24 protein-coding genes are annotated in these 19,461 nt (G+C 44.7%); 4 read left to right on the top strand and 20 right to left on the bottom strand.

Translation table 11 applies throughout. The annotated features are described in order from the left end of the window. The 14 genes from L7D49_RS17425 to L7D49_RS17360 form a co-directional block, all read right to left on the bottom strand. Entirely contained in the window at window positions 1-1,032 is a 1,032-nt protein-coding gene (locus tag L7D49_RS17425; protein WP_238083257.1) for an ABC transporter permease, read from the bottom strand. Between the two features lie 119 nt (window positions 1,033-1,151). Further along, the gene (locus tag L7D49_RS17420) at window positions 1,152-1,718 is read right to left on the bottom strand and encodes a hypothetical protein (RefSeq protein ID WP_238083254.1); all 567 of its coding nucleotides are present in this window, start codon (window positions 1,716-1,718) and stop codon (window positions 1,152-1,154) included. Continuing rightward, window positions 1,708-2,490, bottom strand: a complete 783-nt coding sequence (locus tag L7D49_RS17415; protein WP_418895906.1) for a YqhG family protein — start codon at window positions 2,488-2,490, stop codon at window positions 1,708-1,710. The genes L7D49_RS17420 and L7D49_RS17415 overlap by 11 nt, the downstream gene beginning before the upstream one ends. Before the next feature lie 14 nt (window positions 2,491-2,504). Then, window positions 2,505-4,043 carry a DEAD/DEAH box helicase gene (locus L7D49_RS17410; protein WP_418895903.1) on the bottom strand — a complete coding sequence of 513 codons (1,539 nt, stop codon included), beginning with the start codon at window positions 4,041-4,043 and terminating at the stop codon, window positions 2,505-2,507. 102 nt (window positions 4,044-4,145) lie between these two features. Continuing rightward, the gene (locus L7D49_RS17405) at window positions 4,146-4,472 is read right to left on the bottom strand and encodes a hypothetical protein (protein WP_238083245.1); all 327 of its coding nucleotides are present in this window, start codon (window positions 4,470-4,472) and stop codon (window positions 4,146-4,148) included. Further along, window positions 4,469-5,374: a M23 family metallopeptidase gene (locus L7D49_RS17400; protein ID WP_238083242.1), complete on the bottom strand. Its 906-nt coding sequence runs from the start codon at window positions 5,372-5,374 to the stop codon at window positions 4,469-4,471. The genes L7D49_RS17405 and L7D49_RS17400 overlap by 4 nt, the downstream gene beginning before the upstream one ends. Before the next feature lie 74 nt (window positions 5,375-5,448). Beyond that, window positions 5,449-5,919: a DinB family protein gene (locus L7D49_RS17395; RefSeq protein ID WP_238083238.1), complete on the bottom strand. Its 471-nt coding sequence runs from the start codon at window positions 5,917-5,919 to the stop codon at window positions 5,449-5,451. Beyond that, on the bottom strand, window positions 5,916-6,476 hold the full coding sequence (locus tag L7D49_RS17390) for a GNAT family N-acetyltransferase (protein ID WP_238083234.1): 561 nt from the start codon (window positions 6,474-6,476) through the stop codon (window positions 5,916-5,918). The genes L7D49_RS17395 and L7D49_RS17390 overlap by 4 nt, the downstream gene beginning before the upstream one ends. A gap of 121 nt (window positions 6,477-6,597) precedes the next feature. Beyond that, window positions 6,598-7,464 (bottom strand): pentapeptide repeat-containing protein, encoded by an 867-nt coding sequence (locus L7D49_RS17385; protein ID WP_238083232.1) that lies wholly within the window; start codon window positions 7,462-7,464, stop codon window positions 6,598-6,600. Between the two features lie 237 nt (window positions 7,465-7,701). Further along, window positions 7,702-7,839 (bottom strand): hypothetical protein, encoded by a 138-nt coding sequence (locus L7D49_RS17380; RefSeq protein ID WP_238083230.1) that lies wholly within the window; start codon window positions 7,837-7,839, stop codon window positions 7,702-7,704. 28 nt (window positions 7,840-7,867) lie between these two features. Further along, the gene (locus L7D49_RS17375; RefSeq protein ID WP_238083228.1) at window positions 7,868-8,428 is read right to left on the bottom strand and encodes a YdhK family protein; all 561 of its coding nucleotides are present in this window, start codon (window positions 8,426-8,428) and stop codon (window positions 7,868-7,870) included. 125 nt (window positions 8,429-8,553) lie between these two features. After that, entirely contained in the window at window positions 8,554-11,019 is a 2,466-nt protein-coding gene (locus L7D49_RS17370; protein WP_238083226.1) for an FtsX-like permease family protein, read from the bottom strand. Continuing rightward, a complete protein-coding gene (locus L7D49_RS17365) occupies window positions 11,003-11,767 on the bottom strand; it encodes an ABC transporter ATP-binding protein (RefSeq protein ID WP_238083224.1) in 765 nt (254 codons plus the stop codon). The genes L7D49_RS17370 and L7D49_RS17365 overlap by 17 nt, the downstream gene beginning before the upstream one ends. A gap of 298 nt (window positions 11,768-12,065) precedes the next feature. Beyond that, on the bottom strand, window positions 12,066-12,794 hold the full coding sequence (locus L7D49_RS17360; protein WP_238083222.1) for a YqcI/YcgG family protein: 729 nt from the start codon (window positions 12,792-12,794) through the stop codon (window positions 12,066-12,068). Window positions 12,795-13,134: 340 nt separating this feature from the next. Here L7D49_RS17360 and L7D49_RS17355 point away from each other — a divergent pair, with 340 nt between their 5' ends. Beyond that, entirely contained in the window at window positions 13,135-13,362 is a 228-nt protein-coding gene (locus L7D49_RS17355; protein WP_238083220.1) for a hypothetical protein, read from the top strand. Window positions 13,363-13,566: 204 nt separating this feature from the next. Here L7D49_RS17355 and L7D49_RS17350 read toward each other — a convergent pair whose 3' ends face one another. Beyond that, entirely contained in the window at window positions 13,567-13,920 is a 354-nt protein-coding gene (locus L7D49_RS17350) for a VOC family protein (protein ID WP_238083218.1), read from the bottom strand. Between the two features lie 171 nt (window positions 13,921-14,091). On the opposite strand from L7D49_RS17350, the gene L7D49_RS17345 reads away from it, so the two are divergent. Beyond that, entirely contained in the window at window positions 14,092-14,565 is a 474-nt protein-coding gene (locus L7D49_RS17345; protein ID WP_238083216.1) for an 8-oxo-dGTP diphosphatase, read from the top strand. A 37-nt stretch (window positions 14,566-14,602) separates the two neighbouring features. Continuing rightward, a complete protein-coding gene (locus L7D49_RS17340; protein ID WP_418895902.1) occupies window positions 14,603-14,929 on the top strand; it encodes a winged helix-turn-helix transcriptional regulator in 327 nt (108 codons plus the stop codon). A gap of 61 nt (window positions 14,930-14,990) precedes the next feature. Here L7D49_RS17340 and L7D49_RS17335 read toward each other — a convergent pair whose 3' ends face one another. From L7D49_RS17335 to L7D49_RS17315, 5 genes are all read right to left on the bottom strand, one after another. Further along, window positions 14,991-16,280, bottom strand: coding sequence for an arsenic transporter (locus L7D49_RS17335; protein WP_272493182.1), 1,290 nt, complete (start codon window positions 16,278-16,280; stop codon window positions 14,991-14,993). Next, a complete protein-coding gene (locus L7D49_RS17330; RefSeq protein WP_238083214.1) occupies window positions 16,274-16,579 on the bottom strand; it encodes an ArsR/SmtB family transcription factor in 306 nt (101 codons plus the stop codon). Before L7D49_RS17330 ends, L7D49_RS17335 begins: the two co-directional genes overlap by 7 nt. Window positions 16,580-16,659: 80 nt before the next feature. Beyond that, window positions 16,660-17,133 (bottom strand): DinB family protein, encoded by a 474-nt coding sequence (locus L7D49_RS17325; protein ID WP_238083212.1) that lies wholly within the window; start codon window positions 17,131-17,133, stop codon window positions 16,660-16,662. Between the two features lie 16 nt (window positions 17,134-17,149). Then, on the bottom strand, window positions 17,150-17,923 hold the full coding sequence (locus L7D49_RS17320) for a Cof-type HAD-IIB family hydrolase (RefSeq protein WP_238083210.1): 774 nt from the start codon (window positions 17,921-17,923) through the stop codon (window positions 17,150-17,152). Window positions 17,924-18,089: 166 nt separating this feature from the next. Next, window positions 18,090-18,320 (bottom strand): hypothetical protein, encoded by a 231-nt coding sequence (locus tag L7D49_RS17315; protein ID WP_238083483.1) that lies wholly within the window; start codon window positions 18,318-18,320, stop codon window positions 18,090-18,092. Window positions 18,321-18,624: 304 nt separating this feature from the next. Between L7D49_RS17315 and L7D49_RS17310 the strand changes: the two genes are divergently transcribed. After that, window positions 18,625-19,272, top strand: a complete 648-nt coding sequence (locus L7D49_RS17310) for an HAD family hydrolase (RefSeq protein WP_336246406.1) — start codon at window positions 18,625-18,627, stop codon at window positions 19,270-19,272. The last annotated feature ends 189 nt before the right edge of the window (window positions 19,273-19,461 follow it).

The following is a 19,461-nucleotide window of genomic DNA, read 5'->3' as shown; positions in this document are numbered from 1 at the left end:
TTACATCTCTCCTAGCTGAATCGCTTGAAGCGGTTCGATTTTTTTAATTTGGAATCCGGAAATCGTCGCACCGACAAAACCGACAACAAGGAAAACTGCCGACAGCATCAAGACAGTGTCGAGTGTCAAATGGAACGGCATTCCTTCCGGTGCTACGAAATTAAACAATTGGCTTAAGCCAATGCTGAGTGCCAATGCGACAAGCGTAATCGCAATCATTTGGAACCAGATCATTTTAAACAGTGCAATGGTCTTCATTCCGATCGCTTTCAAAATGCCGTACAATCCGATTTTCTGCACGTTCATCATATAGAAGAAAATCGCGAACAGCATGCCGCTAATGACAACTAAAAACCAAATGATCATGTTCAATGACATTTGTTCGGCACTATAGCTTGGAATAGCATTTAAAAATGTTTTATTGCTGAATGACTCAAGGCCATTGTAAGCAGGTGCATCTTTCCCTGGAACGAAAATCGTTTGCATTTCCATAACACGGTACATCTCTTGATAGTTCGTTATGTTAATGTAGGCAACCGGCGCGTGGCTGTATTTCTTCTTGTCGACAAAGCCTTTGACGACGAACTCACCGCTGAACTGGTTGTTGGTCAACACATCGCCTACACGGATTCCATCTTCCTTAAGGGAGCTATCCAAGACAATTTCGCCTTCTTTAACATTCTCAAATACATCAGATTCGGTAGAGGTGACAAACGCGACACTATGCTGCTTGTCCTCCGCGTCGTTGACAAACCCCATTTGCACCGAAAAAGCGGTTGCCTCTGGATGCTCCTTCAATACTTCATCTTGCAAACCCGTATCTATTTTGGACAAATTGTAGGTTTGCTTGGCGTTCTCATTCAAATAAAACCGGCCTTCCGGCAAATCCTTAATCAGCGCCGCATTATCTTGCGACAAACCGTTCGCCAATCCTGAAATAATAAACGTCAAAAAGCTGACGAGAAATATAATCGAGCCGAGAATCAAAAACTTTGTTTTGTTCTTCCGCATTTCTTTCCATGCTATCTTCACTGAAATCGCCTCCGTTATTGTTCTTGCCTTTATATTACGGCGGCAATATAAACGGAAGGTGAACAGTTGATTACAAAATCAAAGACATCAAAAAAGCCTGCAGGCGCAGGCTTTGCTCACTATTGTTCAACCGGATACCCAATTGAATTGGCAATCTCTACAAGAACTTGAGGTGTCACAATATCTGATATCCGCTTATCTACCATCAGCTTGTACTGCCAAATATCCTTTTCAAAGACCAATAAATCGAAGCCTTCCAGCCTAATGTAGTGTGCCTCGCTTTGATCAAGCAATTGGTACGTACCTACAATGCTCTCGTCTTTGAAAATGAGCTTTTCAGCAAGTGGCCGGATGACAATTTTATAATGGTTCTCGGAAGATTGATCACTGATCATTGTGATTTCAAACGAATCGTTCATGGCTCCATCCAAATCAGAAAATCTAGCGAACTGATGTGTAAATGCAACAGGAGGTACCCGGAGAGGCAAGGTGATTTTATGATCGAAATGTGTTTCCGCTTCACCAAGTGCCACATCTATTTCTTTGTATCCAATCTCCTGATAAATCCGCTCGTATGGCGGCCTTTCAGTTAGCTTAGCTTGAATAGTTCTCTCACTAAAGAATAATGAAAAGGTAAGTAGGAGCATGACGATGGATACGTGGCGCGTTTTCCTATCAACGGACATAAAACAAGCCCCCATTAATAATTTCCACCTTAATCTTCGTCTCATATTGCTCTTTAATCGCCTTTTTTTCCATTTCATAGCTTTCAGGACGTTCCTCTGTGTCTTTATAAAAGTACTCCAGCACTTGCAGATCTCTTTTCTGTCTGGCCGCCGCTTCGTCGGCCCATGTATGGTCGTCCTGCGCAATCAACTCATCGATTAATGTTTCAAGCCGCTCCATAGCGCGCATCGGTTTAATGATATAAGGCAAATAGAAAGTGTTTGGAGGAATAGCCGCTTGTAGCCTCAACTCGCCGACCGCTTCGTGGAATCCGTCCATAATGGCGCCTGTCATTAAATTCATCCCAAGCGAGTACAGCATTTCTTTCGTCCGGTCGCTGCTATACGTAATTTTATAGTTCACGCCGAGCCATGGGGTCAATACGGTTTGTGCTCCGGTTTGATTGTCCACGTTCTCAAACAATTGGACAAAAGCCCCTCTCTCCTTCGCCACTTGAAACAGTTGATTCAATCGGGGAGAACCATAGTGCACAACTTCCCCTGGAATGTTCAAGCCCATTCGGGTTTTGTCGGTAATCAATGTCAGCTTCGCCGGATTCGGCTCGCCTCCTGTACTTTCCACGTAGCTCCAGTAAAAGGGCCGGTTCATGATCCGTTTATCCATCTCGATTGTTAATTGAACTGATAGATGATGGTCGCTTTCCTGCACGATCGGGCAATTCGTCTCCATGAAAAACGTCCTCAAGTATTGCTGGATCTGCTTTGGATACAGACTAATCACCTCCCTTAGATTGACAATCTATATTCTGAAAGGATATCGTCCAGCTCGCCCACCACTTTTTCGAAGACCCCTATTTTCGTATTCAGCAATTCCAACATATAATCCTCAATCGTATGTTTAATGGCCAAATTGTAAATATGGACATCATGCTCCTGCCCAAGCCGGTGGACACGCCCGATCCTCTGCTCCACCTTCATCGGGTTCCAAGGCAAATCATAATTGATAACATGATGGCAAAATTGCAAGTTGATCCCTTCGCTGCCCGACTCTGTGGCAATCAACACTTGTGCTTTCTCTTTAAATAGCTGCTTCATCCATTCCCGTTTGCTTTTATTGAATTTACCGTTGAACGGAACACTCGTAATTCCTTTGGAGAACAGATACGCCTGCAAATACGTTTGGCTTGCCCGGTATTCAGTAAAGATGATGACTTTATCATTCGCCTGCTTAATAATTTCATACGCCTTATCGGCTTTCGTATTGATCTCGAGCGCCTGGAGTTTCATCAACAATTCATTGATATATGCCCGCTCTTCCGCACCGTTGCATTTTTCAACAAGCTTCTCGAGCGTCAGCCATGCAGCCTCTTTGCTGCTGCAAAACTCCCTTTTTAAGGTCATCACGGTGAATGCTTCTGAAAAAGCCTTTAAATGCTCCGCAGAATTTGCGATGAGATCATACACTTCTTTTTCCTTCTGGCTGAATTCGATCGGGATAATCTGCACCCTACGACTCGTCCAATCGAGACCGATATGCTGCCTGGAATTCCTCACCATCACTTGGTTAATCAATTCCTTCAGAAACTCGTCTTCTTCCACGTTGTGCTTGCTCGCCGAAAACACTTGCTGGAACGTCTCAAAATTTCCAAGGTGACCGGGTTTAAGAAGTGAGATGAGATGGAATAATTCAAAGACATCGTTTTGTATGGGAGTCGCCGTCAGCAACAGGCAAAATTTCTTTTTCAGGCTTTGGACAAACTCATAGTTCTTCGTTTTATGATTCTTTAATTTATGGGCTTCATCCACGATGACCAAATCATAGTTCTGATTATAGATGTTTTCCTTGTGGGGACTTCGTTTCGCCATGTCGAGGCTCGCCACGACGATATTGCATAAATTCAGGTCGTACTTCTTATTGAAAGGGACAGCGGGGATATGAAATTTTTGATTCAACTCTTCAATCCATTGCGTCGACAAAGATGCCGGCGTCAGAATCAGCGCTTTTTTCACCAGTCCCCGGATGAGATACTCCTTCAAAATAAGCCCTGCCTCAATCGTTTTTCCAAGTCCGACCTCATCCGCCAAAATCGCCTTGCCATTCATCCGTTCAATGACTGTCTCCGCCGCCTCCAACTGATGTGGATAAGGCTTAAGAGCGGGCAAAAACTTCGGGGACTGAAGACCATAAAAAGTCGGAATCAACTTCCGCTTCTCCACGTCGTAGCTCATTTGATACAATGTCCAATTGTCCCACTCCTGCTCGCCATCCAACCGCTTCTGCAAGCCTTCCATCCAATCAGACGATTTCTCGATTCGCATATACATCCCCTCACCCAACTTTTTCTTTCCGTTAGGCTATCCAATTAAGAAATTACTATGTATAGTGGTGGGTCATGGATTTAATGAGAGGGCGAATAAGCGTGTGGTTTAAACGGGATGAACGTTGGTAGATGGGGATAAACGCCGGTATATCTGGGCGAACGCCTGATTATCGAGCTGAACGCCAATAAACCGGGTTGAACGCCAATAACCCCGGTTGAACGCCAATAACCCGGGTTGAACGCCATTAACTCCGGATGAACGACAATAACTCGGGTTGAACGCCATTAACCCGGGATGAACGCCAATAACTTCGGATGAACGCCAGTAACTCCGGACGAACGCCAATAAACCGGGTTGAACGCCAATAACCCGGAATGAACGCCAATAAAAGGAAAACTCCTGTGGGCAGAAGTTTCCCAAAGATGACGTCATTTCCCCGGTTTGATTACACGATTCCTCACTAAAAAACGCCCGTCAAATCGAATGGGCACCCCTTCTCCGTCCAGCTCCGCATGAATATGTAAATGCGGTTCCGACGTATTGCCGGAGTTGCCGACCTTTCCGAGATATTGCCCTGTCGTTACGTTATCGCCTTCTACCACAGCGACACTCCCTTGCTGCATATGAGCCAGGAGCACCGTAGCTGGATGTTGATCGCAAATTAATAACACATGATTTCCTTCTGGATGATCCGAATCCATTTCGGGTGGTGTCATATCTACCAGATCATTTTCGGACTTCACCACAGTCCCATTACATGGACTTATCAAGCTATCCCCATAGATTGCATATTTATTAAGCTCTTCAGGTAAAAAGCCTTTCGCACGTGTACCCAGACCATTTAGCCCCAAAATATCAAGTGCATACTTTTGAGGCGGATATTCATTATGGTAATTCATCATGACATGGTCCCCTCCGTGCCCTACATAATAGGCACCCTCTTTCAAGGGGAACACCAAGTCGATTCCTTCTTCTTTTGTTGTGTAGCTCGTTATGATCATGACATTGTAATAACCAAATACAAGCATTAGGAATCCATAGATTGCGAGCGAAAACTTCTGTGAACCCGTATACGCCACCTTAATAGGCAGTGCACGTATTTTTCTCCAAGACATAATCAAGGCGACTGCCAGCAGAACTATCCATACATAGCGAACCCAAATGCCAATCCAGCTCCAGTTGGCCGACTGAAAAAGCCAGGCAATCAAGAAGATGGTGGAACCCGCATCCATGCCCCACTCCAGCTTACTCTTGAAGGCCGCTCTCCATAAAACAAAAATGAACACACCAGGCAAGACGATCATCATGAAGATCGGCAAAGCCGTAAACAACATCCCATCCATTCCTTTCATTGTTTATAGGGACTACTGCACCTTACATGGACAACACGAATACTCCATTGTTGCAATCAGATAAGCCCTCTCCCGATAACATTCGCAGAAATCGGCTTCTTCCCTACTTCCCGTGCCCATACTGACAGTTGCCCGATATGATGGATTTCATGGGCAATAAGATGTCTCATGATTTCCCCCCAAGTATCCTGGCTCACCCGTCCATCCGGCAATGTTTCTACCAAGACGTTTTGCTCCATTTGATTTTCCCACGCTTCGACGAATGCCACGACTTCCGTATGATACCGCGCATCCAGTTCGCGAATTAATTGCACACTTGAAAAGCCCTCGAAGTTCTCCGCAGGGTCGGGTCTCCCTTGCATTCTACGGATCCAACTCCATTCCACATCAATAATATGGAATAAAGTCTGCAAGATGCTTCCGACGCCCCCTGTCCTGTCACGAAGAAGCTCCCCTTCTTCCACTTCCTCACACCACCGATACCATTCCTGTCTCACTTGCCAATTGTAGTGAAAGAAGGTTTTCAATCGGCACGCTCCTTGGTTAAACGGAACTCTGAATCCAAAAGTGAAAACACACGGGCATCATGGGATTGTCCGTTTTGGAATAGATAACCGCGCAGAATCCCTTCTTGTTGAAATCCATGCTTTTTCAAAAGACCGATCGAAGCGACATTGTCCAGGAAAGTCACTGCCCCCATCCGATGCAGGTTCAGCTCTTCAAAGGCATAACGTAAAACGGCTTGCAGCGCCTCAGAAGTGATGCCAGTTTGCCAAAAATCGGGATGGATCTCAAATCCGATTTCTGCCCGTCTCATACCTTTTGATAATTGATTTAACCCGATAGTGCCGACGAAGCGGTTCTCTTTTCGGACTACGATTCCCCATCTGAGTCCTCGCTTCCCCTGTTGCATATCCTCAAACTGGCTAACTAATCTTTCGGCTTGAGAAAGGTCGGTCATGACTTCCATCCCATAGTACTTCACCACTTCGGGATTCGAAAAATTAGTAAAAAGCGCTTCAGCATGTTTCATTTCAATTTGAACAAGATCCAGACGATCTGTTGTCATGGACGGAAATTCCATAATACATTCCCCCTTTAATTGATTTCGAAATAATCTTACAAAGTTATCTACGTTCCTTTCGGATATATGTTTCAAAATAAAGAGAAAGAAAAAACCAACCTCCTGATTGAGATTGGTTTTTTCATTTCTTTTCGGCATTCCAATGAGCCGGACGGGTCAAGTGATGAGGGAGTCGAGTGTTCGCATCGCCAGAAGCGACGTTTAATTGCGCTTGCGTCAGGAAGAGACTTCCACGAAGATCGGCTCCGCATAGTTTCGCGGCTCGAAGGTCAGCACCGATCATATCGGCCTCGCGCAAATCGGCTTGTCGCAAGTCAGCGCCGAGAAGAAGGGCCCCTCGAAAGTTCATTCCACGCAGATCAGTATTCCTAAAATTAGCACCGATCAAGTCAGCACCTGCACCTGGCCTTTTCTTTGGTTGTCGCTTTGGATCTCTCAATGCAGTTACATTCGATCGGATTCGCTCACTTGCCCTCAAAAGAAGCTCGTTCACTTTGGCTCGATGGATTGGCACGTCCAACCGAATAAGTTGGTCGACCGGCAGTTCGGTAAGCTGTTCCGTTTCCGAAAATACGGCCTGAAGATCAGCATGAAGATCACGCAAGGCTTCCCGGGACAGCGCATCAGCCAAATAATAAAGCATCTCATGAAGCTGCTGCACAATCGGAAAAACAGCATACATTGATGGAGCACTTTCCGGTGCTGATCTCCAATCAATCCCGTTGAAGATAGTTTGAGATACTTTTTGGCCAGCCCCAAAACATTCGTACGTGACACATCCATTGCAACCGTCTTCCCGCAACTTCGTATGAATGCTGCAACGATAATCTTGCTGGAGGTTGCGGCATGGCGTGCCTCCATCTTTATGAAAAGCGAAATCAGCAGAAGCGGCAAAAGGCAAAGCCACACAGCACAAAGCAAAACAATTGGCACAGTCGGACCGCAACGCGCTCGGCTGATAATTCGATTTGATTTCTAACTGGGACATCATGTTGCACTTCCTTTAAAAGGATTTTTCAACTCTTCTAAACTATAGAGTGCATAGAGTGAATTGTAAATCCTTTCGGCGGGTGCTAGATAAAATCGCTTTATGCTAATTGATTCGGCTAGGTGCCAAGTAGTTTGGATCTAAGCTAAATAACAGCGGGCGGACGCCAAATAATCCGGTTTCATGCCAAATGCCCTTAGACAAACACCAAATGGTACAGGTTCGCGCCAAATCACATCAGACAAACGCCAAATAATCCAGATCTGCGCCAAATAGCATCTGACAAACGCCAAATAATCCAAATCCGCGCCAAATACCATCTGACGAACGCCAAATAAATCCGGTACGCGCCAAATAACACCGAGCAAACGCCAAATAATCAGCTCCGCACCAGCCTAACCAATCACTTCTTCGAAAGTTCTTCCTCCGTCACCCATTTATGATTTTTCACAGGCTCTCCTCCGGTCGTCGGGGTGTAATCGATCATGTAGACGGTTGTCTTTTCGGAAGAATCGATGACGCCTTCTGCTCCTTTCATGCCTTTCATGTGATCTGCTTCAATTGTTATTTTGGTGCCGTCGGCCAAGGGTTCTTTCCCCGCGTCTTTGATTTCCTCTTGGATGACCCATTTATGGTGCGGGACTTCCGCGCCGCCACCAACTGGCGTGTAGGTCACCTCATAGGCAGTCGTTTCGTATGCGCCGACGATTTTGGCAACAGCGCCTTTCATTCCTTCCATATGGTCAGCCTGCACGATGGCTTCGCTGCCGACAGGATATGTTGGATTCGCAGCAACTTGAAGAGTGTCCGGCACATCGCCTGAACCTGTATGCTCCATGTCGTGATGGGAAGCTTCATGGTTTGTCTCGACTTTTGTACTGTCGTCGTTATTGGCTTTTTCTTTATTGCCACAACCGCCCAGCACCAACATGGCAGAGGTCATGAATAATATTAGTTTTTTCATAAACTATTACTCCTTTGTATATTATTTTTTCCTATCATCATTTCCCGCTCCTGCCTCTTTTATAACGTAAACTTACGAATAAAAAGCTGCCAAGAAGAGTTTCCCCTTCATGGCAGCTTGCACTATCATTTATTATCTTGCAGCACTTCTACGCTAATTTTTCTAGCGCCTAGTTTATGGCCGATTGGCACAAACAGCGTCACACTGATGGCAAGCATGGCAGATGCGACGGCCCATAACAATGATGCGTTGACGTACAACTTGCCGGAATCGACTAGCAATATGATCCACGATAATAAAAATCCGCAGACTGCACCAAAACAAAGACCGATTACGACATATAGAGAAACTTGTGTCAAAATGACTTTTCCAATGCCGCGCGGACGCACACCAATTGTCCTTAAAACCGCAAACTCTTTCCGTTTCGCATAAATCGTGTTGATCAGTGTATTGCAAACGCCCGTCATTACGGATAACACAAGCGCAACGAGCACCATTAGGAAAATCGACCAGCGTTGCAGGAACATCGCATTTGCCTCATCCACCGATTTTTGATGGCCAAACAATTGGAGTTCCGGATATTGCTGTTTCAACGGTTCCAATTCCTTCATCGTTTCTTCCTCATTGGTTGCATCGATGTAGAGGGCGTGAAACGTCGTGTATTCATTTAGGAATGGAGTAGCTTTCCAATCCATCATGGCATCTACGTCTGACATGGTTGGGGAAATTGCACCTATGATCATTTCATCTATCCACTCTACTTGCAGCGACGTGTTGGAATAAACACCAACCGGATAAGTGTCACCTATCTGCAAATTGTGTTTCTTAGCAAATTCCTTGGATACGACCATTTCCTTTACCAGGTCTTTCACATTTTTCTCTAACAGTCCCGACGTGGATAAATCCGTCATGACATAGCTGAACTCCTGCTGTTTACCAGCCAGTTTCATTTCGCCCGGAGCCGCGTTGCTGACTGCATATACAGTTTGTCCCGGATATTGTTCTTCTACCTTCTTCTGCAGGTCCAATGTCGGAATCTCGGAATCCCATAACCTGCTCTTCAACACAATGGAAGTCGGAAATTGCGTATGGATATACGTTAATCCATTCTGTTGAATGGTGTTCAATAAAACCGACCCGAAAACTGTAATCGTCATGACGAGGCTGATGGATAGAATAACAAGTGTATTTTTTCGTATTTGCGGCAGCATTGTTTGAACCGCAACCGCCGCCTCTTTCCCGAACACTCTTCGCACGGCCGGCAGTATCGCCCTCAATATCAGGGACATATACAGCGGCATCAGCAAAAATAACGCGATGATACATGATAATCCGCCCCCTAAGAAGGCAAGCGCTTTGCCTCCTTCTCCATCCGGGCTAAGATAACTGATTATGATGGCGAGTATAGAGAAAGCAGCTAACGAGAGGCCCCAGTTTCGTCGCCTTGAGGAGTGGGTAAAATCGATCTTTTCATTCTCCTCGAACAATTGAATTGGCAGTGCCTTAGATGCTTTATATGCGGGAACGGCCAGAAATCCTTGGATGACAATGGCACAAAAGACTGTTACCGGTATCGCTACCTGCCAGCCGAATGCCGCTGCCTCCGTCTCTATCGAAAATAATCGCCCGAAGATTGGTTGGATCAGTTGATTGCCGCTTGCTGCCAACAACAGTCCCAAGAAAGTTCCGATGACATTTATCAACGTACTTTGAATGAAAACAATCTTGGCAATCTGTTTTGTCCGTGCTCCCATTGCACGCATGATAGCTAACTGATTGCGGTTTTTGTACAGCAGCAAATCAAAATTGGATATGACCATCATCGACGTCACCAGCAATATTAAAACCGCCATGACGCCAATGAAAACCGTCAATGATTCCATATTCTGTTTGACGAAGTCTTCTTGCTCCATGACATCAATCCGCAGTCTGTCATCAAACTTTTGCAAATCGATTGCCATGTCAACGACATCCGTCCCGGGAACAGCCTTGATCATCAGGGCAGTAGTCGTCAGCTCATAGTCGTTGCTCGGGAACGATTTGGCTGTCTCCAGCGAAAAAATAAGCATATCCGGAACAATGCCCGCCCCTTCAATATTGCCTATTATTTCGACCAGCTTGAACCGGCTGTTTTCGATTTCCACCTCATCCCCGACAGCGAGCTCCAAAGAGCGGGCCAACTGCTCCGACATGGCGACGGATGTTTCGTCCAAATCTATCGTTGTATGGTACCGGCTTCTCGCAAGACCATCGTTTCCCATGCCAACGGTATACACCCTTCCGCCTAAAGGCTCAACAAATGCTCTTGTTACAAACACTTCCGAAATTTCTTCAGTGCCTGGATGCACAGCCGCAAAGTCGAATAATGCTTGTTCATCATAGGCCGGCCCTTCGCTGTCATAGACGATCGCCAAATCCTGTTCCCCAAACAACGCCTTCATTTCATCCAGTACCGATTGCTTCGCATTAGACGAAAAGACAGACAAAGTGACAATTAAGGACACAGCGATGGCGATGCTAACAACCGAAGTGAAAACAATAAACGGATTAGCACGGAAAAAGCGGAAAGCGAGTTCATTTAACGACTTCATGTGCACGTCCCTCCAAAATCACCTGGAAGATTCTCATGATTTCTTCCATATCTCCAGTCCCTTTGCACGTATACGTATCCACCATTTCTCCATCATGGAAAAACAGTACGCGATCCGCATACGTTGCGACATTCGGATCATGTGTCACGACGAGCATGCTTTGGTTCAGCTTCGCCTTCAACTCTGTCAGCACCCGCAAAATATCATTGGATGTATTCGTGTCCAAGTTTCCTGTCAATTCATCCGCAAGTATGATTGGAGGTTCTGTAATCAACGCCCGGCCAATTGCCACGCGCTGCTGCTGGCCTCCCGAAAGCTGGACCGGACGGTGGTGCCTCCATTCCCGAAGTCCCATCAGCTCCACCATGGCACTAGTCTTTTGCCGGATTTGCTCCTTCGTCTCATTTTTTATTAATAGGGGCAGCCCAATATTCTCTTCCACCGTTAAGTCTTTGAGCAAATGAAAGGACTGAAAGATGAAACCAATATGGTCCCGGCGAAAATCTGTCGCATACGGTTCCCGAAACATTTGATTTGATGTTTGACCGTTCATTACTATCTTGCCTGAGGTCGGTTCATCCAATGCGCCAAGTATATTAAGCAGCGTGCTCTTTCCTGAGCCGCTCGTGCCCATGACGGCTATCAACTCGCCTCTCTTTAATGTAAATGAAATGCTTTTCAGCGCTTGTACAGAGCCGCCTGCAGTTTCATAGGTTTTTGACAGCTTCTCTACTGACAAGACTTCCATGTGAATCCTCCTGCTTTCTTTACCTAATACTCCAAGCATACGATGGAAGCACAAGGCCATCCATCGAAGTAACGAACAAAAGAGAGACGGCAACTTACATTTTTGTCATTTGTCTTAACTGATTTACTTAATTAGATTCTTTCAATCTCTTCGTCCTCTTCACCTTAACTCGATTCCGTGTTTAGTTTCATAGGAGAAAGGTAGAAAAGGAGTAAGGAGATCGTAAGGAGGAATTATAAAAAATAGAACGCAAAAAAACGGAAAGGCTTCAGAGCCAATCCGTTGTTGTGCTAATAACTTATATCGTCTTCATCTCTTTATGTGAAAAAGGGCATTTTGCCACAATTGGCTCAGCATCATCCCCGATAAAAAATTGCTTCCACTCGTTGTGCTTCGGATCGCCGTAATGGCTAATGTCAGGATGCTTCGGCAGCTGATCCCACACCTCAACACGCTGGCGCACTTTCTCCCTCGACATGATACCGCCTTTTTCTGTCCCCTTCAAGCCTTGGAAAATGCGTCTTGGCTGGAAACCGAGCACCATTGATTGGCCCAAATCCCTCGTTTTGCGTTGCTTATATGCAGGAGCATTGCCAAAAACGAAGATCGGTTCACCACCAAAATGGAAATCCCATAAGTAATGTTCGGGGTCCTTCGGGCTGTCTGGCGGCCATTCGATTTTATCATTCTCGTGCAAGTACTGAAGAATGTCCCAGAATTGTTTTCTGTATGCTTCCAGGTCCCCTTCCTTCTCAAATGGTTCCACGAAGGCGAACAACCCATGCCGTTTATGTTTTGGCTCATCGAAGAGCCTTAAAAACTCGTAAAGCGCATCAGGAAGATTTGACCAGTCCTGCTGCGTTATGTACGCATACCGCAGTTCCCCCTTCATTTCCCCGCCCATACCGAAGTAGCACGGAAATGTCTTCTCCGTCACTGTTTCGTGAAATGTCTTGTAACTCTCCAGCAGCCAAGCAGGCAAATCCTTTCTTTCCACAAAGTCTTCCTTCGTCAACAAAGCCTTCATTGTCCTCACCTCATTATCGGATTCTATTCATTGACTTCCCTCTTGCAAGGTTTCAAAACGGACGAATCCTCAATACCACGCCAATCTATTCAAATGAAAAGAGACTTATTACGAATCTCTCACTGTGTTTAATCAAATAATAATAAACAGAAGTAGCTTTCCTTAATCCTTCCGGTTTCCAATACTAGCGCAATACAATACTACAAGCCAAAAAGTGAATGTATTTTGACACTCCCTTGCCTTCTACTTAAAGCAGACTTGATTTAAAAGTAATGTTCTGGGTAATTATGGTTATCTTTTAATTGGAAATGTTTTAGAATTACATAGAGGAGGAGAGTGTATGGCGTTCAAACATTACAGCAGGAACACTAGAGGTATTATTTCTGTACTGGCTATGGCCATTATTGCCCCACTCGTTGGCTCTTTGTTTGGATTAGATCTCTATTATGCGTTAGGCATATGGACGGGTTCACTGATTGTATTATTACTAAACGGGATTTACCTCTTTCTGAAGAAGAGGTTAGTCAAATCAAGAGCTGAGAGTGACCAAGTGGATGGCAACGAATAACTTAGTCGCCTCAAGGTTGCAGGCGTCTCATCGCGCGCCGAGAACTCATTGCATTCATATTCCTCATGCTCATATCCTTTCAAGTTACAAGTCATTTTCCAAACAGCCAAGTATTCCACGGAAGCCTCCAGGCACTTGAGAAATTCATAATAAAAGCCAGCCGCACAGTTCTCCTTTCGAACCATACGTCTGGCCAACTTGCATTCACTTCTTTTTATTTTCAATCAGACCAATGCCAAGACCCGTCGGATCGACAAGATACGCCAAGTAGAACTCGTCAAACTCCATCTTTTCCCGTACGACGAGCGCGCCCATGTCTGTCGCCTTCCCGATAGTTTCATCAATCGAGTCCACTTCGATTTGGATACGGATGCCATGTGGATAATCACTCGGCCCCTTGCAAATGCCTCCGTTAATACCGCCATCACTATCCTCCGTTTTCACCGGCCAATACTCCCAATTCGGCGGTGCTATGCTCCATCCAAACACTTCACCGTAAAACTCGATAGCCTTCTCCGGATGTTGACTGTTCAACTCAAACCCTACCACTTTTCCCATACCTTCCCCCTCTTCCCCTTCATTGAATGAGTTCTTAAAGTCCTGAATATTGCAAATGAATTATACAATAAATAGCAGGAAGATTACATTGGAAAAAGCAACAGCATGTTCATCCGGCCTGCCTTGCGCTAAAATAGAAAGTGGCAGGATAGTAATTGAGGTGGTCAAATTATGAATGAACCAATCAATATAAAATTCTGGACCGTTTGTATGGTGCAAAATGGCGACTACGTTCTCCTGCTAGACCGGCAGCATGATCATTTCAAAGGGTTTATTCCGCCAGGCGGGAAGGTCGAGTTCCCAGAATCTTTTACGGATGCCGCGATTCGTGAAGTGAAGGAAGAAACAGGTTTGGATGTCAGCCACTTGGTATACAAAGGTTTATATGAATACGTTAACCCAGTCAAAAAAGACAGATATATGATTTTCAATTATTGGACGGACACCTTTACGGGAACCCTGTCGGAAGAGACACGGGAAGGGAAACCGATGTGGGTACACATAGAGGAAGCCACCCACCTCCCGATGCAGCCGTCCGTCAGAAGGAGATTCCCCCTGTTTTTCGAGGAAGGAACGTTTGAAATACAGGTGGAATGGGACGAAGAGAACAACAAAGAAGGAAGCGTCCGGATACGAAAAACGTAATTCGGCGTAAGTAAAATAAATATTGGAGTCGATCAATGTGGAAGCAGAACAATGCAAGGTTGAAGAAGCACTCGGAATCTTAGTCGGGAAATGGAAGCCGATCATCTTATTAAACCTTTTCAACGAAGGTACGTTGCGCTTCAGTGAATTGAAACGTCTCATGCCGGGCATCACACAAAAAATGCTGACAAAGCAGCTGCGGGAATTGGAAGAGGAAGACATCGTAGACCGCATCGTCTATCCCGAAGTACCACCCCGCGTGGAGTATTCAATCTCAGAATACGGCAGAAGCCTGCAGACCGTACTGAATACCATGCATGAATGGGGTACGGCACATGCCATTCGAAAAGGAAAATTAAAATGATAATAAGCTGTCCGGCGGATCTCTGGCCGGACAGCTTTATTTATTGAGAACAATCCATTCTTTATTTGATCAACAATGTCAAATACAGCCCAACTAGCGTAATGAATAGAATAGGAAGCGTCAAAACAATTCCTGTCTTGAAATAAGTTCCCCATGAAATTTTAATCCCTTTTTGGCTCAGCACATGCAGCCAGACAAGTGTTGCTAAGGAACCGATTGGCGTGATTTTCGGCCCTAGATCGGATCCAATCACATTCGCATAAATCAGGGCTTCCCTAAGTATCCCGGTAGTATCCGTTTCCGCTATAGCAAGGGCATTCACCATGACCGTCGGCAAATTATTCATGACAGAAGACAAGAACGCCGCAAGGAACCCCATTGAAACAGTACCGACAAACAGTCCTTGATCCGCCCCGGCTTCTATCAAAGCGGCGAGAGCGTTTGTCAGCCCTGCATTCCCGAGCCCGTACACCACAACATACATCCCAACGGAGAAGAAGACGATATTCCAAGGTGCCCCTTTTATGACAGCACCCGTATTCACGGCTGCACTCTTGCGCGCCAGCACTAAAAACAGCAGCGCAATGCTGCCCACAATGAACGATACAGGAATCCCGGTCCATTCACTGGAGAAATAGCCGATTACCAAGACGGCGAGCACACCCCACGAAAGACGGAATAAGCGCAAGTCTTTAATCGCCTCTTCCGGCTCTTTCAGTTTCTCCAGCCGGTACGTGCGCGGGATGGATTTTCTAAAATAGAGAAGAAGCACGACAATCGTCGCCAGCAATGAGAATAAGTTCGGAATCACCATATGTAAGGCATATTCAACAAAGCCAATACCAAAAAAATCGACAGAAACAATATTCACGAGATTGCTCACGATGAATGGCAGGCTTGTCGTATCGGCAATAAAACCACTCGCCATAATAAATGGGAAAATCATCTTTTCTTCAAAGTTTAAATTCCGCACCATTGCAAGAACAATTGGGGTTAAAATAAGCGCTGCTCCATCATTTGCAAATAAAGCTGAAACCACCGCTCCAAGCAGGCTCACATAGACGAACATCCGAACGCCGTGTCCTCTTGCAATTCGCGCCATATGAAGCGCCGCCCATTCAAACAGACCAATTTCATCCAAAATAAGTGAAATGATAATGATCGCAATAAAGCTCAAAGTTGCATTCCAAGTGATTTGCACCACTTCCAGCACATCCCCGGCATTCACAACACCCGCAAGTAAGGCAAGCACAGCTCCTATACAAGCAGACCAACCGATATTCAAGCCTTTCGGCTGCCAAATGACAAAAACCAACGTTGCAATAAAAATAAGGCCGGCTAGTATCAGCATCGCATATCACCACCGTTTGGGCATACGGGAATTGCATCAAGCCCATCAATGACAGTCTCTACAACTGGTGATAGCCCTTCTGCCAATCGGAAGTGCTTCCAATTGCCAGCTTTGCGCTCTGTAATAATTCCCGCCTCTCGCAACTTGCGTAAATGCTGGCTTACAGCAGGCTGCGAAATCGGCAGAACATTAACAAATTGGCATACACATACTTCTCCGTTTTTCATGAGTGCCAGCAATGTTAAACGGTTTACATCCGCTAAGGCTTTTAATTGTTTTTCCATTACATGTATATCCATAAGTCCTCCTATATAAGTAATCACTTATATAAGATACAAGCCAGCTCATCTGTTGTAAATAGTCATTTGAAGTCACAACGTTAGAAGTCGCGAATCAATAGATCCGAGTTGACTGGCTCAAGCCCAACCTGGCGGGCCCAAATAGACAGTTGCCCAATATGATGGACTTCATGCGTGACAATGTGTGACAACACCTTATCAAAGGAAAACGTTACAATGTCTCCATTCCTTTTTTGAATTTCGAGTATCCTATGTTCCCCATGATCACTTCCAAGTTCTTGCAAAAAAAGTTTTGTTCTTTGCTGGGTAAGCATATCGTACGATTTGACTTCATCCAATTGAGTAATGGCATTGAGGTCTGTAGATATGACTGGTTGGTTCCACATTTGATTAATCCAGAGCTGCTCACAATCAATAACATGATAAAGCGTATGCAGAAAACTCCCCATCCCGCCAATTCTCTTTTGAATTAGTTCATCGTAGGGAATTTCTTCACACCACTTCATCCATTCCTCACGTACCTGCCAATTATATTGAAATAACTTCTCAAGCATGTCCTTCCCCAATTTACTAGATAAGTTTCAATGTTTTTAACGCATATTCAATTCCTTCATCCGCACAATCCTTTGTAACAAAATCTGCAATTCGCTTGAGATTCTCATGACCATTGCCCATCGCTACACCAAAACCAACCAATTGGAATAAATCAATATCATTTTCACCATCCCCAAACGCAATGGCTTCGGACGGCTGCAAATGAAAATACTCCAAAACATGTTGGGCTGCAATCGACTTTGAAACTTCGTTCTGCAACACATTTGCGATCTGGGGATGCCATTGTTGAAAACGCAAACCGGGAAATTCTTTTTCGTAAAGCTGTATCGTATCCTGGTTTCCATATAAGCACATCAAATAGATTTCTTTATGTATGGCCTGATCATCCTGCTCAGGATATGCGTCCAATGACAATGTCTCTCGTAAAGCAGCAAGTGTATTCTCATTTCGGATGCCATTCATCGTTAATGTCTCTGTAAAATAAGTAAGCGAATGTCCGCTCCGTTCCGCAAATTGGCGGATACCCGTCACGGTTTCCTTACTCAACACCGACTTGTATATCACTTCATCTTTATACTTCACATAAGCTCCGTTCGCTGTAATGAATGCATCGATTCCCAGTAACTCTAGATCAAGGCACATAGATAGCGGCCGTCCAGTTGCAGCGACCACCACATAATTATCTTTCTTTAATTGGCGGATCGCCCTTTGAGTAGTTGCTGACACTTCACCCGTTTGATAGTCGATCAATGTGCCATCCACATCAAAGAAAATGATTTTATAAGTCAATTTATATCCCCCTTTTCGTCATCAATTGTTCACTATAAGTAACTTTTCTCTTATTAGAAATATGAAGAAAACCCTTTTTCAAAGGGAGATGCGAAAGCTGTCCGACGGCTGTATTTCCCAGGCCAGCATTTTACTATCCGTTTCTAAGTATTGTTATTCTAGCTTCTCAGTTTCTTTCATTACCCCTTTTGAAATTCCCAGTTACCTTTGCCATTATTAATTGTTCTTCCGTTGTGTCTTCAGCTGCATGAATCCTCTTTAAAAATTTCTCTGCTTCTTTTCCTTTTAAGATTTTCACCTGCCTGCCGTAATAATCCAAAAAGACGGTATTATCTTTAGACACCCGGTACTGAAAAGGTTCTTCACCTAAACGATTTCTTTTATCAATAGTATTCAAGAGACCCCATTCCTTCCATTTCACATTCCTATTCTCCATTCGACTATCAATGCATCCTACTGAATCTCCCCTGCTCTTTCTGCTGTTTGTTCGGAATGAAAAACGCTAAGTGCTCCTACTTAGAAAAATACTACTTTTAGTATTTGATAACAGATTATGATAACCCTTGACTTTAAAAAGAGTATATTCAAACTCCCAAACCAACTTGATTACCCTTTCAATCCGATTGTTCGCCACCATCCAGTCAAAACCCTTTCTTTACTCGTTATGCTACACTGACTTTAAGGAAAAAGGAGTGAGAAACATAAAACAAGCAGCGATTTTCGATATGGATGGCACTTTGTTTCAAACCGATTTGGTTCTGGAACTGTCGCTTGATGACACATTCGCGCATTTGCGTTCATTGGGTGCTTGGGAAGGCGAGACGCCGATTAATACATACCGCAATATGATGGGAGTGACTTTGCCTGAAGTGTGGGCGGCTTTGTTGCCGAATCATTCGGAGGAAATGAAGGAATTAGCGGATACGCATTTTCTCGAGAGCTTAATTGATAACATTACTAGTGGAAAAGGGGCTCTGTATTCGAACGTCAAGGAAGTTTTCAGGTGCCTGAAAGAGCATAGTATCGATATTTTTATCGCAAGCAACGGATTGCCGGACTATTTGTCGGCTATTGTACGTTATTACGGCTTGGATGAATGGGTGACGGAAACGTTTAGCATAGAGCAAGTCGATTCCTTGAACAAGAGTGATTTAGTCAAAAGCATTCTTGAAAAATATGATATTAAAAAGGGAGCAATGATTGGAGACCGGCTGTCTGATATCCGTGCCGCGAAAGACAACGGGCTACTTTCAATCGGATGCCGATTTGATTTTGCCAAAGAGGAAGAACTGGCTCAAGCTGATCAGGTCATCAATGATCTGATAGAACTTCAATCGATACTGCCATAAAAAAAGCCATCCTGTCTTTATTAAGACGGGATGGCTCAGACTGTAGACAAAAGGGTTGGAAATCAAATTGATTTCCAACCCTTTTCGTGTTTTTTTCGTGTTTTTTTGCGAGAATGCGTCCTAGCACTGTTCTATTTTCCTTTTAATTACGCCACGGCTGGTGCTTTCCATGTCCAGCTGGCCAACTTC

Source organism: Sporosarcina cyprini (assembly GCF_022048975.1).
Taxonomy (GTDB): Bacteria; Bacillota; Bacilli; order Bacillales_A; family Planococcaceae; genus Sporosarcina; species Sporosarcina cyprini.
Note: the sequence above shows the minus strand (reverse complement) of the source record. Positions and strands in the feature narration are given on the sequence as shown.